The organism is Kitasatospora sp. NPDC056446 (assembly GCF_042796115.1).
In the GTDB taxonomy this organism is placed as follows: Bacteria; Actinomycetota; Actinomycetes; order Streptomycetales; family Streptomycetaceae; genus Kitasatospora.
Map to the genome: position 1 here is coordinate 143,388 of NZ_JBHTRF010000002.1, position 15,716 is coordinate 159,103.

Annotated in this window: 4 protein-coding genes; 1 reads left to right on the top strand and 3 read right to left on the bottom strand. The window is 75.3% G+C overall.

All coding sequences use genetic code 11. The features are described from left to right. Window positions 1-85: 85 nt before the first annotated feature. Together ACFQ6N_RS02230 and ACFQ6N_RS02235 are read right to left on the bottom strand one after the other, a co-directional pair. On the bottom strand, window positions 86-6,619 hold the full coding sequence (locus ACFQ6N_RS02230) for an amino acid adenylation domain-containing protein (RefSeq protein ID WP_380646280.1): 6,534 nt from the start codon (window positions 6,617-6,619) through the stop codon (window positions 86-88). Continuing rightward, complete coding sequence (locus tag ACFQ6N_RS02235) at window positions 6,616-13,038, bottom strand: amino acid adenylation domain-containing protein (RefSeq protein ID WP_380646281.1); 6,423 nt, start codon at window positions 13,036-13,038, stop codon at window positions 6,616-6,618. Before ACFQ6N_RS02235 ends, ACFQ6N_RS02230 begins: the two co-directional genes overlap by 4 nt. A gap of 274 nt (window positions 13,039-13,312) precedes the next feature. Between ACFQ6N_RS02235 and ACFQ6N_RS02240 the strand changes: the two genes are divergently transcribed. Continuing rightward, window positions 13,313-14,932, top strand: a complete 1,620-nt coding sequence (locus tag ACFQ6N_RS02240) for an AMP-binding protein (protein ID WP_380646282.1) — start codon at window positions 13,313-13,315, stop codon at window positions 14,930-14,932. Between the two features lie 34 nt (window positions 14,933-14,966). On the opposite strand, the gene ACFQ6N_RS02245 is transcribed toward ACFQ6N_RS02240, so the two are convergent. After that, window positions 14,967-15,359 (bottom strand): hypothetical protein, encoded by a 393-nt coding sequence (locus ACFQ6N_RS02245; protein ID WP_380646284.1) that lies wholly within the window; start codon window positions 15,357-15,359, stop codon window positions 14,967-14,969. Window positions 15,360-15,716: the final 357 nt, after the last annotated feature.

Here is a 15,716-nt window from a genome sequence, read left to right on the forward strand (position 1 = left end):
TGTGCCGTCCGCGCGGGGCGGGCGACGGGGCGGTGTCACGGGCGGAGGGCCGAGCAGGGTCCCGGTGCTCCTCCACCCGGGTCGGTCAGTCCTCTTCGGCGAACCGGCTGATGAACTCGTCCAGTTCGTCCTGTTCGAGGGCGATGAGCGGCTCCTCGGCCTCCTCGGCGGCGCCCTCCGGCGCCGATTCGGTGACCGCGGCCGCCAGTTCGGCGATGGACTTGTGGGTGAAGACGTCGCGCGGGGAGATCTCCAGGCCGGCCTCGCGGGCCGCGGTGACCAGCTTGATCGACATGATCGAGTCGCCGCCGAGCGCGAAGAAGCTGTCGTCGATGCCGATCCGCTCGACCCGGAGCACGTCGACGAACAGCCGCAGCAGCAGTTCCTCGCGCGGGGTGCGCGGCGCCCGGCTGCCCTCGGCCGCCGCGAACCGGGGGGCGGGCAGCGCGGCCCGGTCCAGCTTGCCGTGCGGCGTGGTGGGCAGTTCGGGGATCTCGACCACCGCGGCCGGGACCATGTACTCCGGCAGGTGGGCGGCGACCCGCTCGCGCAGCGCGGCCGGGTCGGTGCCGTCCGGCCCGGCCGGGACCACGTACGCGACCAGCTGCCGCGACCCGGGGGTGTCCTCGCGCAGCTGCACGGTGGCGTGCCGGACGGCCGGGTCGGCGGCCAGCACGGCCTCGACCTCGCCCGGCTCGATCCGGAAGCCGCGCAGCTTCACCTGGTCGTCGGCCCGGCGGACGTAGTCCAGCCGGCCGTCCGGCAGCCAGCGGGCGAGGTCGCCGGTGCGGTACATCCGGGTGCCCGGCTCGCCGAACGGGTCGGCGACGTAGCGGCTCGCGGTGAGGTCGGGCCGGTGCAGGTAGCCGCGGGCCAGGCCGGCACCGGAGATGTACACCTCGCCGGGCACCCCGGCCGGCAGCGGGCGCAGGCAGTGGTCGAGGACCCGGATCCGGGCGCCGACCACCGGGACGCCGATCGACACGGCGACGCCGGGCTCCAGCGGTCCGCCGACGGTCGCGATGATCGTCGTCTCGGTCGGGCCGTAGATGTTCAGCATCCGCCGGCCCGGGGCCCAGCGGGCCACCAGCTCGGGCGGCAGGACCTCGCCGCCGGTGACGACGGTGATCCCCTCGGGCAGGCTGCCGTCGGCCATCGCGGCCAGCGAGGACGGCGGGACGGTCAGGGTCCCCACCCCGGTCCGGGCCACCCAGTCGGCCAGCGGCTGCCCGGGCAGCATCTCCTCGTAGCTGCCGACGACCACGCAGGAGCCGCTCAGCAGCGCGGTGTTGAGCTCGCCCATGGCGCCGTCGAAGCTCGGCGAGGCGAACCACAGCACCTTGCGGCCGGGGCCGAGGTCCAGGTGGCGCCGCTGGGTGGCCAGGAAGCTCGCCAGGCCCGTGTGGGTGACCAGGACGCCCTTGGGGCGGCCGGTGGAGCCCGAGGTGAAGATGATGTACGCGCCGCAGCCGGGCAGCAGCGGGCGGCCGCGCTCGGCGTCGGTCACCTCGCCGGACGGAGTGTCCGCCGGGGCGGTGAGCAGGTCGGTGGTGACGACCCGGTCGCGCAGCCCGGCCGGGACCTTCCCGACCGCGTCGGGTGCGGCCAGGACCAGGTCCGGCCGGGCCTCGGTGAGCATGAACCCGATCCGGTCGGCCGGGTAGTCGGTGTCCACAGGCATGTGGACGGAGCCGCTCTTCCAGATCGCCAGGATGGTGGTGACCAGCTCCGCCGTGCGGGGCATCAGCACCGCCACGGTCCGCTCCGGACCGGCCCCGTGCGCGAGCAGGACGCGCGCCGACCGGTTGGCGCGGGCGTCGAGTTCGGCGTAGCTCAGCTCCTCGGTGCCGGTCAGCACGGCCGGCGCCCCGGGGTGCTCGGCGACCCGCTCGGCGAACAGCGCCGGGATGGTGGCCGCGGGCGCGGCGGGGGCGGTGGCGGCCCAGCGCTCCAGGACGGTCTCCCGGGTCGCCGCGGACAGCGGGTCCAGTGCGGCGAGCGGGGTCCGCGGCGCCTCGGCGAAGGTCTCCAGCACCCGCAGCACCGAGGCCAGCAGGTCGTCCGCCTCGGCCTCGTCGTACAGGTCGGTGCGGTAGTGGAGCTTGACGTCCAGCCGCTCGCCCGGGCGCACCAGCAGCCGCAGCGGGTAGTGGGCGGAACCGGGGACGGACGGCTCGCGCAGTCCGATGCCCAGGCCCGGTACCGGCCGGCGCGCCTCGGTGCGGCCGGTCCCGGCGTGGTCGGTACCGGCATGGTCGGTCCCGGTGCGGCCGGTCCCGGCGTGGTCGGTCCCCGCGTTCTCGAAGCCGACGATGGTGTCGAACAGTTCGCCGAGTCCGGCGGCCCGCTGGATAGCGGGCAGCCCGAGGTGGTGGTGGGCGATCAGCTCGGACTGCTCGGTCTGCAGCCGCAGCAGGGCGTCCGCCAGCGGCTCCGCCGGGTCGAGCACGGCACGGAACGGCACGGTGTTCATGACCAGGCCGATCGCGTCCTCGATCCCGGGCAGCTCGGGCGCGCGCCCGGACACCGAGGCGCCGAAGACGACGTCGGCGCGGCCGGTCAGCCGCTCCAGGGCGATCGCCCAGGCGCCGTTCAGCAGGGTGTTCACGGTGATCCCGGCGGCGCGGGCCGCCGCGGTGATCCGGGCGGAGGCACCGGCGTCCAGGACCGCGTGGGCGGTGCCCTGCGCGGCCAGCACGGACAGGTCGGCGTGCGGGGCGACCAGCGTCGGCTCGTCCAGCCCGGCCAGGGCCCCGGACCACGCCCGCTCCGCCGCCGCGCCGTCCCGGCCGGTCAGCCAGGCCAGCACCCGGCGGAACGGCACCGGCTCCGGCAGCCCCTCGGCCGAGCCGCCCGCGGCGTACGCGGTGAACACCTCGCGGTAGAACAGCGGCACCGACCAGCCGTCCAGCAGAATGTGGTGGTCCGTCACGACCAGTACGTGGCGGTGGTCGGCGAGCCGGACCAGCAGGGCCCGCAGCAGCGGGGAGGTGCCGAGCGGGAACGGCCGGTCGTGCTCGCCGGCCACCAGCTCCTCGACCCGGCGGGCCTGCTCCTCGGCGGCCAGGCCGCTCAGGTCGGCTTCCTGCCACGGAAGTTCGACCCGCTCGGGGATCACCTGGACGGCCCGGCCGGAGCGCAGCCGGACGAAGCGGGCGCGCAGGTTGGCGTGCCGGGCGAGCACCGCGGCGAAGGCGGCCCGCAGGGCGGCGGGCGCCACCTCCCCGTCCAGGTCGAAGACCTGCTGGGTGATGTACGGGTCGACCCGGTCGGGGGCGAGCAGGGCGTGGAAGCTCATGCCCTGCTGGAGCGCGGTCAGCGGCCACACCTCGACGGCGTCGGGGTGGGCGGCCCCGAGCTCGGCGCGCTCCTCGGCGGTCAGGTCGAGCAACGGGCCCTCAGTCGGCTGCTCGGCGGTCGCGTCCCCACTGCCCGTGCCCCCGCTGCCCGTGTCACCGGACGTGGCGGCTGGGGCGGACGCGGCGGCCAGGGCGGCCACCGTGCGGTGCAGGAAGACGTCCCGGGGGCTCAGCGCGAGCCCGGCGCGACGGGCCAGCGCGGAGAGGCGCATGGACAGCAGCGAGTCGCCGCCCAGGTTGAAGAAGTTGTCGTGGATGCCGACCCGCTCGACCCGCAGCACCTCGGCGAACAGCCCGTGGAGCAGTTCCTCCCGCTCGTCGCGCGGCTCGCCGCCCGCGCCGCCCTCGAAGCGGGGGGCGGGCAGCGCGGCCTTGTCCACCTTGCCGTTGACGGTCGTCGGCAGCTCGTCCAGGACGACCACGGCGGTGGGCACCATGTAGCCGGGCAGGACGGCGGCGGCCCGGGCGCGCAGCGCCTCGCCGTCCGGGGCGGCGCCGGGCGCGGCGACCACGTAGGCGACCAGCACCGGCGAGCCCGGGTGGTCCTCGCGGGCCACCGCGACGGCGTGCCGGACCCCGGGGTCGGCGGCGAGCACGGCCTCGATCTCGCCCGGCTCCACCCGGAAGCCGCGGATCTTGATCTGGTCGTCGGTGCGGCCGAGGAACACCAGGGTGCCGTCGTCGTCCCGCTGGGCGCGGTCGCCGGTGCGGTACATCCTGGTGCCCGGGCCGCCGAACGGGTCGGCGACGAAGCGCTCGGCGGTCAGCGCCCGCCGGCCGAGGTAGCCGCGCGCCAGCCCGGCCCCGGCGAGGTACAGCTCGCCGGTCACGCCCGGCGGGACGGGCCGCAGAGCGTCGTCCAGCAGGTGGGCCCGCAGGTTGTCGGCGGGGCCCCCGATCACCGGGTGCCGGTGCGCCGCGAGGCGGGCGTACATCGGGTCGACGGTGCACTCGGCCGGCCCGTACAGGTTGTACCCGGACAGGCCCTCGACGGCGCGCAGCCGCTGCCACAGCGCCTCGTCGACGGCCTCGCCGCCGAGGGCGAGGACGCGGACCGTGCGGTCCGGGCCGAGCAGCCCCTCGTCGACCAGCCGGCGGGCGAAGCTCGGCGTGGTGTCGAGCACCTCGATGCCGTGGCGGGTGACGTGGTCGAGCAGGGCGTGCGGGTCGGCCCGCAGCTCCTCCTCGATCATGTGCAGTTCGTGGCCGCCGACCATCCACAGCAGCTGGCTCCACGAGGCGTCGAACACCAGGGAGTTGGTGAGCGCGGCGCGCAACGGGCGTCCGGCCGCGGCCTGTTCCGGCTCGAACAGGTGGACGCGGTGGCTGTGGAACATGTTGGCCAGCGACCGGTGCTCGACGGCGACGCCTTTGGGGCGGCCGGTGGAGCCGGAGGTGTAGACGGTGTAGGCCAGGTTCTCCGGGCGCAGCGGGGCGAGCCGGTCGGCGTCGGTGAGGTCGGTGCCGGCGAGGTCGGTGCCGTTCCCCGACGGGGGCAGCTCGTCCAGCAGCAGCCGTTCGGTGCCCTCGGGCAGCCGGGCGGCCGCCGCGCCGGTGGTGACCACGAGGTGCGGGCGCAGGTCGGTGAAGACCGCGGCGATCCGCTCGGCGGGCTGTTCCAGGTCGACCGGCGCGTACACCGCACCGGACTTGAGGATCGCCAGCAGGGTGACGACGGCCCCTGCGGTGCGCGGCAGGGCCATCACCACGGGCCGCTCGGGGGCGGCGCCGCGGGCGACCAGCCGCCGGGCCAGCCGGTTGGCGGCCGTGTTGAGTTCGGCGAAGGTGAGCCGCTCGTCGCCGCAGCCGACCGCGGGCGCGTCGGGGGTGCGGGCGGCCTGGGCCTCGAACAGGTCGACCAGGGTGCCGGGCGGTGTGGCGACCGGGGCCGGGGCGGCGGCCCGGTCGATCCGGACCCGCTCCTCCTCGGTCAGCAGCGGCAGCCGTCCGACCGGGGTGTCCGGCCGCTCGACGGCGTGTCCGACCAGCAGGCCGAGGCGGTCCAGCAGGGCCCGGGCCCGCTCCTCCGGGTACAGGTCGGCCCGGTAGTTGAGCTCGAACACGGTGGTCGGGCCGGGGAAGACGGCGAGGCTGAGCGGGTAGTGGGTGCCCTCCGGCACCTCCTCGACGGCCTCGCCGGCGAGGGCGAGCCGCAGACCGGCGACGTCGACGCCGCGGGCGGAGGCCGGCAGCGGGAAGTTCTCGAAGGCGACGGTGGTGTCGAAGAGGGTGTCGTGGCCGCTGATCCGGTGGATGTCGGCGAGGCCGAGCCAGGAGTGCTCGGCGAGTCCGGCCTGCTCGTCCTGGATCCGGTCGAGCAGGGCGCCGAACGGCTCGGCGCGGTCGATCCGGACGCGGGCCGGGACGGTGTTGATGAGCAGGCCTACGATGCGGTCCACGCCGGGGACGGCGGCCGGGCGGTCGGCCACGGTGCAGCCGAAGACGACGTCCTCGCTGCCGGTCAGCAGCGACAGCAGCAGCGACCAGGAGCCCTGGACCACGGTGTTGACGGTGAGGTTGCGGTCGCGGGCGGCCCCGGCCAGCGCGCGGGAGCGCCGCTCGTCCAGTTCCAGGCGGATCCGTCGCTGGGCGACGCCGCCGCCCGCCGGGTCGGCGCCGCGGCCGAGCAGGGTCGGGCCCTCCAGGCCGGCCAGTGCCTTGCCCCAGGCGGCCTCGGTGGCGCCGCGGTTGCGGGCGCCGAGCCAGCCGAGGTAGTCGCCGACGGAGACCGCCGGGTCCAGGGCGGCGGCGTCGCCGTGGTGCAGGATCCGGAACAGGTCCTCGACGACGACCGGCATCGACCAGCCGTCCAGCAGGATGTGGTGGTTGGTGAGGGCAAGGACGTGCCGGTCGGCGGCCAGCGCGACCAGGGTGAAGCGCAGCAGCGGCGGCCGGGTCGTCTCGAAGCGGCGGTGGCGCTCCTCGGTGAGCGTCCGGCGCAGCCGGGCCTGCTGCTCGGCGGGGTCGTGTCCGGTGAGGTCGACCTCGGCCCACGGCAGTTCCACCTGCGAGGCCACGGCCTGGAACGGCTCGCCGGAGCGGCGCTGCAGGAACCCGACGCGCAGCGCGGGGTGCCGGGCCAGGACCTGTTCGCAGGCGCGGCGCAGCGCGGCCCGGTCCAGCGGGCCGGTCAGCTCGATCGGGAGCTGCATGTTGTAGTGGTCGACGCCCTCCTGTCCGCCGTCGTACAGGGCGTGGAAGAGCATGCCCTCCTGCAGCGGCGTCAACGGCCAGATCGCGTCGAACGAGGTCGGCTTCATTTCCCACTTCTCCAGTGCGCTTCGAGTTCGGCGAGCTCGTCGGCGTCGAGTTCGAGCCGGGGCGCCGCGGGCGGGGCGACGGCCGCCTCGGGCTCGATCCCGGTGGCGACCTCCGCCAGGGCGGCCACGGTGCGGTGCCGGAACACGTCCCGCGGGGTGAGGGACAGGCCGGCGATCCGGGCCCGGCCGGCCAGCCGGGTGGAGGCGATGGAGTCGCCGCCCAGGTCGAAGAAGTTGTCGTCGATGCCCACCTGCTGTCCGTCGAGCACCTCGCCGAAGAGGCGGCAGAGCAGCCGCTCGCGGTCGGTGCGCGGTTCGCGGCGCTCGCGCCGGACGGCCTGCGGGGCGGGCAGGGCGGCCCGGTCGAGCTTGCCGTTGGGGGTGAGCGGCAGGGCGGTCAGGGGCACGATCGCGGACGGGACCATGTAGTCGGGCAGCTGCTCCGCGAGCTGTTTGCGGGCGGTGTCCGGGTCGGGCAGGGCGCCGGGCTCGGGGACCGCGTAGGAGACGATCCGCGGGCTGCCGGGGACGTCCTCGCGGACCACCGTGGCGACCTGCCGGATGCCGTGGACGGCGGACAGCGCCGAGTCGATCTCGCCGAGTTCGATCCGGTGGCCGCGGATCTTCACCTGGTGGTCGGCGCGGTCGAGGTAGCGCACCGCTCCGTCGGGGCGGCGCACGCCGAGGTCGCCGGTGCGGTACATCCGGGTGCCGGGCGGGCCGTAGGGGTCGGGGACGAACCGTTCGGCGGTCAGCAGCGGGCGCCGGGTGTAGCCGTCGGTGACGCCGGTGCCGGCGATGTAGATCTCGCCGGGCATGCCGACCGGGACGGGGCGCAGGGCGGCGTCCAGCAGGTGGACGCGCAGGTTGTCGGCCGGGCTGCCGACCGGGACGTCGGCGGTGCCGGTCTCCGCGCCGGCCTGCCAGGTGGTGGTGTAGACGGAGACCTCGGTCGGCCCGTACAGGTTGTGCAGGCTCGCCCCACTGGCCTTGCCGAAACGTTCCACCAGACCGGCGGTCATCTTCTCCCCGCCGCAGAACACCCGGCGCAGGCTGTCGCACCCGGCGGCACCGGGCTCCAGCAGGAACAGCTCCAGGGTGGACGGCACGAACTGCGCGGTGTGGATCCGCTCGGCGCGGATCAGCTCCGGCAGGTAGCCGGGGCGCTGGTCGGCCTCCGGCAGGGCGACCACCACCGTGGCGCCGACGTGCAGGGTCCAGAAGATCTCCCACACCGACGGGTCGAAGCTGACCGAGGTGCGCTGCAGCACCCGGTCACCGGGTGCCAGCGGGAAGCGGCGCTGCATCCAGCGCAGGTAGTTCACGATGCCCCGGTGGGCGACCACGATGCCCTTCGGGCGGCCGGTGGACCCGGAGGTGAAGATCACGTACGCGGTGTGGACCGGGTCGAGCACGCGGTCCGGCGCCGGCCCCGCGCTCTCGCGCGCGGACAGCTCGGCGAAGCTCCGCCCGTCCAGGGTGAGCGCCGGACGGGCGTCCTCGGTCATCGCCCGCACCCGCTCCGGCGGGTACTCCGGGTCCAGCGGCAGGTAGGCGGCGCCGGCCCGCAGGACCGCGAGCAGCGCCACCACCAGGTCCACGCCGCGCGGCAGCGCCACCGCGACCACGTCGCCCGGGCCGATCCCCCCGGCCGCCAGGGCGGCGGCCAACCGGCCCGACAGCGCGTCGAGTTCGGCGTAGCTCACCCGGCGCTCGCCGTACACCACGGCCTCGGCGTCCGGGGTGCGGCGGGCCTGGGCGGTGAACAGCCCGTGCAGGGTGCCCCCCTCGTGTGCCACGGCGGTCCCGTTGCACGCCTCCAGCAGCGCCCGGCGCTCCTCGGCGGCGACCAGCCCGACGCGTCCCAGCGGCAGTCCGGGGTCGGCGGCGAAGGCCCGCAGGTAGCGTTCCAGCCGCTCCAGCAGTGCCCGCGCCTGCTCGGCGGTGTACAGGTCGGCGCGGTGGGTCAGCTCCAGGCGCAGCCGCGGCCCGGGGTGGACGATCAGGCTGAGCGGGTAGTGGGTGACACCCGTACGGTCGGACTCCGCGACGGCGATCTCCAGCCCCGGCAGGGCGCGGCGGATCGCCTCGCGGTCGGCCGGCGCGTTCTCGAACACCATGGTGGTGTCGAAGAGTTCGCCGATCCCGAGGCCGCGCTGGATCTCGGCCAGGCCCAGGTGGTGGTGCGCGCCGAGCGCGGCCTGCCCGGCCTGCACCTCGGTGAGCGACTCGGACAGCGACCGCTCGGCGGCGAGCCGGACCCGCACCGGCACGGTGTTCATCACCAGGCCGACCAGGTCCTGCATCCCGGCCAGCCGCGGCGGCCGGGCCGAGACCGAGGTGCCGAAGACCACGTCGTCCCGGCCGGTCAGCTGCCCCAGCAGCGCCGCCCAGGCGCCCTGGAAGACGGTGTTCACGGTGAGGCCGGCCGTCCGGGCGGCGCGGCCCAGGTCCGCGGTGAGCTCCTCGGACAGCGCCCGGCGGAGCAGCGCGGGCATCCCGCCGGCCGGCGGCGCCCCGGGGGCGACCAGGCAGGGCTGCTCGACCCCGGCCAACGCCCGCCGCCAGGCCCGCGCGGCGGCCTCCCCCGACTGGCGCTCCTGCCAGCGCAGGTAGGCCGCGAAGGAGACCCGCCCGGCGGCCGGCCCGGCGGTCCCGGCGGCCGGCTCGGCCTCCGGCTCAGCGGTTCCGGAGGCCTGCCCGGCGGTCCCGGTGGTTCCGATGGTCCCAGTAGTCCCGTCAGTCCCGTCGGTCCCGGAGTAGGCCGCGAACAGGTCCTTCAGCATGATCCCGACGGACCAGCCGTCGAAGAGCACGTGGTGGCTGGTGAAGACCAGCAGGTGCCGGTCGTCGGCGGTGGCGATCAGCGCGAACCGCAGCAGCGGCGGCCTGGCCAGGTCGAAGCGGGTCGCCTTGTCGGCGGCCAGCAGCTCGTCGGTGCGCCGCTGCCGCTCCTCGGCGCCGAGCCCGCGCAGGTCGTGCTCGGCCCAGGGCAGCGCCACCTCGGCGGGGATGCCCTGCCGGGCCTCGCCGAGCGCGTCCAGCGCGAAGCGGGCGCGCAGCGCGTCGTGCCGGGCGACCAGGGCCTCGCAGGCGGCGCGCAGCCGGTCCGGCCGCACCCCGCCGGTCAGCTCGAACACCATCTGGCCGATGTACGGGTCGGCGCCGGCGTCGTCCGCGTACAGCGAGTGGAACAGCATGCCCTGCTGGAGCGGGGTCAGCGGCAGGTCCTCGGCCGGGCCGCCGGCGTCGGTCAGCAGCGACCGGTCCGGGTCCGCGGCCTGCCCGCCGTCGGCGACGGCGGCCAGGGCGGCCGCGGTGCGGTACGTCAGGACGTCCTGCGGGGTGATCGCGAGCCCGGAGTCGACCGCCCGGGCGGCCAGCCGCACGGCGGTGATGGAGTCGCCGCCGAGGTCGAAGAAGCCGTCGTCGATGCCGATCTCCTCGGCGCCGAGCACCTCGTGCAGCAGCTCGCACAGCACGGTCTCGGTGCGGGTGCGCGGCGGCCTGCGGGTGGCGCCGCCGCGGATGTCGGGCTCGGGCAGCGCGTCCCGGTCGATCTTGTTGTTGGAGGTGAGCGGGAAGGCGTCCAGGGCGACGACCGCGGCGGGTACCATGTGCTCCGGCAGGGTCCGGCCGACCCAGGCGCGCAGTTCGGCGGGCTCGACGACGGCGCCGGGCGCGGGCACCACATAGGCGATCAGCCGGCGCGCGCCGCCCTGCGCCGCGCGGGCCGCCACCGCGGCCCGGGCGACCGAGGGGTGCGCGGTGAGTCTGGACTCGACCTCCCCGGGCTCCACCCGGAAGCCGCGGATCTTCACCTGGTGGTCGCCTCGGCCGGCGAAGTGCAGCCTGCCGTCCGGCCCCCAGGAGCCGTTGTCGCCGGTGCGGTACATCCGGCTGCCGGGCGGGCCCCACGGGTCGGGGACGAAGCGCTGCGCGGTGAGGCCGGGCCGGCGGTGGTAGCCGACCGAGACGCCGGGCCCGGCGAGGTGGATCTCGCCGGTGACGCCGGGCGGCACCGGGCGCAGCAGGGCGTCCAGGACGTATACCCGGGCGTTGTGCAGCGGTGTGCCGATCGACGGTGTGCCGGGGCCGGTCAGCGGCCCGGTCATGGTGGTGAAGACGGTGCTCTCGGTGGCGCCGTACACGTTGTGCAGCCGGTGCGCGCCGCCCCAGCGGCGGACCAGTTCGGCGGGCAGCGCCTCCGCGCCGACCGCGATGACCAGGTCGTCCGGCAGCGAGCCGGGCGGGAAGGCGGCCAGCACCGACGGCACGGTGCCCACACAGCTGACCCGGTGCTCGGCGATGAACCCGGCGAGCTGCGGTCCCGGCAGCAGCGTCGGCGGGGCGATCACCGCGCAGCCGCCGCTCATCAGCCAGACGGACAGCTCCCACATCGACGGGTCGAAGCTCGGCGAGCTGATCATCAGCACCCGCTCGCCCTCGCGCAGCGCCAGCACCCCGGGCTGGGACTCGGCGAAGTCGGCCAGGCCGGTGTGCGGCACCAGCACGCCCTTGGGGCGGCCGGTGGAGCCCGAGGTGTAGATCATGTACGCGATGTCGGCCGGGGTCGGCGCGGTCGGCGGCGCGGGCTCGCCGGGGCCGGCGGCGTCCAGCGCGGCCGCCACCCCGGCGTCGTCGAGGTGGAGGGCGGGCAGGCCCCCGTACGGCGGGAGCCCGTCGGCGTGCCGGGTGACCATCAGGTCGGGCCGGGCGTCGTCGAGCATCCCGGCCACCCGGTCCGCGGGGTAGCCCGGGTCCACCGGGAAGTAGACGGCGCCGGCCTTCATCACGGCGAGCAGCGCCACCAGGTTGTCCAGGCCGCGTGGCAGGGCGACGGCGACGAAGCCGCCGCGCCGCGCCCCGCGCTCGACCAGCATCCGCGCCAGCCGGTTGACCCGGGCGTCGAGCCGGCCGTACGTGAGGGTGCGGCCCTCGTACTCCACCGCGTCGGCGTCCGGGGTGCGGGCCGCCTGCCGTTCGAACAGCTGCGGCAGGGTGGCGCGTTCGGTCGGCCACTCGGTGTCGTTGAAGTCGTTCACCACCCGGTCCTGCTCGACCTCCGTCGCCAGCTGGAGCCGGGCCGACGGGGTGTCCGGGTCGGCCTCGGCCAGCCGCCGCAGGAAGGCCGTCAGCCGGACGGCGTGGGCGTCCAGGTCCGCCTGGTCGTAGCGGGCCTCGTTGCCCTCCAGGCGGACCTGCTGCCCGCCGGACGGATCGGGGAACAGGGTGAGGACCAGGTCGGGGACCTGCCCGGCGTTGAGGCCGGTCACCGTCGCCGGGAAGCCGCCGAGTTCGGTGCGGTCGCCGGTGGGCACCAGGTTGAGCGCGGTGTGGAACAGCCGGTCCCCCGCGTCGCGCAGGCCCAGCTCGCGGCGGATGTGCTCGTGCGGGAAGCGCTGGTGGGCGAGCAGTTCGCCGAGCCGCGCCGAGGCGTGGTCGATCAGCCCGCCCACCGTGGCCGCCGGGTCCAGCCGGATCCGCAGCGGCAGTTCGTTGGCGAGCATGCCCGGGGTGCGGCGGGCCGCGTCGGTGCGCCGGACGGTGGCGGTCAGCCCGAGGACCAGGTCCTGGTGGCCGCTCAGCCCGCCGAGGTAGGCGGCGACCCCGGCCGCGACCACCGCCGTCCAGTCGGTCCGGCGGCGCCGGGCGAGCCTGCGCAGGGCGGTCGCGCAGGCCGGGGCCAGCAGGGTCTGGGCGCGCAGCACGTCGCCCGTCCGGTCGGCGGCGCGGGGTGCCACGGTGACCGGCTCGGGCCGGTCGGCCATCCGCTCCAGCCAGTACGCGCGGTCCGTCCGGTACTGCTCCGAGGCCAGGTAGTCGGCCTCCTCCAGGGGCAGCAGCAGCGAGGACGGCAGCGGGCGGCCGACCGGCCCGGTGCCCGCGGCCAGCTCCTTGTAGACCGTGCTGATCCGCTCGGTGAGGATGGCCAGGCCCTGGATGTCGGTCAGCACGTGGTGGTAGCTGCTGTACCAGAACCAGTGGCCGGCCCCGAGCCTGAGCAGCACGTCCTCGCCCACCGGCCCGCTGCGCAGGTCGTACGTGGTGCCCATCCGGTCGGCGATCCACCGGTGGGCGGCCAGTTCGGGGTCGGCCCGGCCGGACAGGTCGACCACGTCCCAGCCGGCGTTCGAGCGGCCGAGGAACTCCTGGTACGGGCCGTCGGCGTCCTCGCCCAGGCGCACCTCGAAGGCCTGGCTCTCGGCGTGGGCCTGCCGGACCGCCCGGCGCCACAGCTCCGGGTCGAGCGGGCCGCGGACCTCGAAGCGGCGCACCAGGTTGAACCTCGGCGAGTCCGGCGCGAACTGCTGGGCGAGCCACAGCGCCCGGCTCGCGGCGGTCAGCGGCGTGCGGTCGCCCGGTTCGCGGGTCGACGAGTGCGGACCGGATCCTTCGTGGTCGCCTGCCCGGTACACACCTGGCTCCTCTCCGCGGCGGTCGGCCGACGGCGCGGGCGGTCCGGCCGGTGGCCCGGGACCGCGCTGAACAGTTCCCGCCGCCGATGCTCGCGCGCACGCGGCGAACCGACCAGGAAACTGACCGGCAATCGGCCTTGCTGGTAACGGCCTTGCGGCGGACCGGAGTTGCCCGCTCGATTCCTGGCTTCCTGCCCGTACGAACCGGAGGATGCGGCCTGGGCGGCAGCCACGTTGCTCCGAAAGAACGCAAGGATCCGGGAGGAATCGGTCAATGAGCATCCCCGACAGGGCCCTGCTGGACTGGGTCGAGGAGGCCTCGGAGGAACGCGGCCTGCACTTCGCCGGTCCGGGCGACTCCTGGGAGTTCCACAGCTACGCCGAGCTGGCCGACCAGGTGCTGCGCACCGCGGAGGCGCTGCGCACCGCCGGCGCCCGGGACGGCGACGTGGTCGCGGTCGTCCAACGCTGCAGCCCCGGCTTCGTCGCCACCTTCTTCGGCGCCATCGCGGCCGGCTGCACGCCGTGCTCGATCGCGCCGCCGTTCGCCTTCCAGCGCGGCGGCGAGTACGCCGAGCACGCCCGGGCCCTCTTCGACACCGCGCAGCCCCGGGTGATCGTCTGCGACGAGGAGTCGCGGAACTCCGTGCGCACCGTCACCGAGGGGCTCGACCTGCCCGACCCGGTCGTCTTCGACGCGTTCATCGACGGCGTCGAGCCGGCCCGGAAGCCGTACCCCCCGGCCGAGTTCGCGCTGCTCCAGTTCACCTCCGGCTCCAGCGGCCGCTCCCGCGGCGTCCTGGTCGGCCACGAGGCGCTGACCAACGACGTGAACGCGATGCACCGCTGGCTGGAGTGGCTCCCCGAGTACTCGGGCGCCTCCTGGCTGCCGGTCCACCACGACATGGGCCTGATCGGCTGCATGGTCAACTTCGTGACGATGAGCTGCGACGGCTGGATGATGCAGCCCGAGGACTTCATCCGCTCCCCGCTGCGCTACCTGCGCTGCATCAGCGACAACCGGGTCGGCCTGACCGCCATGCCCAACTTCGGCCTGGCGTACATCCTGCACCGGGTGAAGCCCGCCCAGCTGGAAGGCCTGGACTTCTCCTCCTTCCGCTCGCTGATCCTCGGCGCGGAACGGATCGACCCGCAGGTACTGGAGGGCTTCGAGGCACTGCTCGGCCCGCACGGCTTCGACCGGCGCGCGCTGCTGCCCGCGTACGGCGGCGCGGAGGCCACCCTGGCGGTCACCGGCCTGCCGATCGGCGAGGGCTGGAGCGAGGTCACCCTGGAGGGCGACCAGGCCGGGCGCTTCGTCGGCTGCGGGCGCCCACTGCGCGGCGTCGAGGTCACGGTCGTCGACGACGAGGGCAGCGAGGTGCCGGACCGCGTGGTCGGCGAGGTGCTGGTGAGCGGGAACACCCTGGGCACCCGCTACCAGGGCGCCGCCGGCACGGCCTCCGGCACGGTGCTGGACGGCGGCGTGCTGCACACCGGCGACGCGGGCTTCCTGCACGAGGGCCAGCTCTACGTCGTCGGCCGGCTCGGCGACGGCGTCAAGGTCCGCGGGAAGATGGTGTTCGCCGAGAGCCTGGAGGCCCGGCTGCACGAACTCGGCATCCCCCAGCGGCGGGTGGCCGTCCTGCTGGGCCACCGCGAGGACCGCGCGACCGGCGTGGTCGTCCTGGAGAAGCCGGACCCGCAGTGGCAGGCCGCCGCGCACGCGGTGCTCTCCGAAGCCCTCGGCGGCGAGGCCGACCTGCTCGCGGTCGAGGTGCCGCGCGGCGGCCTCGCCGTCACCTCCAGCGGCAAACCGCGCCGCCGGGTGATGTGGGCGGCACTGGCCGCCGGCGAACTGGGCGGCGACGTCCGGAGCCTGACGCCGGCCTGACCCGGCCGGCCACCGGAAGCGCCGCCCCGCCGCGTCAGGCCGCCGAGCCGGCCGGGAGGCGCTTCCGGGACCGCACGGTCACCACCAGCGTGCGCGCCAGCAGCATCGCGCCGAAGGAGATGGCCAGGAAGCCGAACCCGGTCCCGATGCCCTGGTGCTGCCCGACCTTGAAGAACGCCGTCCGGGAGACCAGCAGGCCCGCCCAGACCGGCAGGGCGTACAGGCCGCCCCTGAACACGGTGTGCCCGGCGCTGTCCCGGCTCATCGGGAGGAGCGCCCCGTAGGCCACGCCGAGCACCACGCCGACCCCGGTGATCGCGGCACCGAGCCCGATCGAGGCACCGCTCCTGCCGTGGTCGATCAGGTCGTCCTGGAGAGCTCCGACGACGATCGGAATAACCGGGAGCAGCCACGGGAGAAGCGTCAACCGCTGGCTCCTGAACTCGCGGATAAGTCCCAGCACCAGAACGGCTGCGGTCAGAATCTCGACCATGTTGTCTTTCACGGGGAAATCCCATCGTGTGTGAGGCGCCCGCGTCGGCACCGGTGCCATGAGCACGGGCGCGGCCTCGTCAGAACGGCGCAGGGGCACCCTAACGCAGCCCTCGCCGGTGGAATAGGGACGTCTTCCGGACGTTCTCCGGATCTCTTCCGGATGCCTTCCGGACGTGTTCCGAACGGCTTCCGGGCGCGTTCCGGGCGCCTTCCGGACCCGTTCCGAATGTCTCCGCAGAACCGAATTCCCCTGGCGGAGACCGTTACACCCGATCGGCAGCTGGAATGC

Excerpts from the sequence above, each read along its gene's own strand:
- ACFQ6N_RS02230 (WP_380646280.1), bottom strand. The coding sequence starts at position 6,619 with ATGAAGCCGACCTCGTTCGACGCGATCTGGCCGTTGACGCCGCTGCAG.
- ACFQ6N_RS02240 (WP_380646282.1), top strand. The coding sequence starts at position 13,313 with ATGAGCATCCCCGACAGGGCCCTGCTGGACTGGGTCGAGGAGGCCTCG.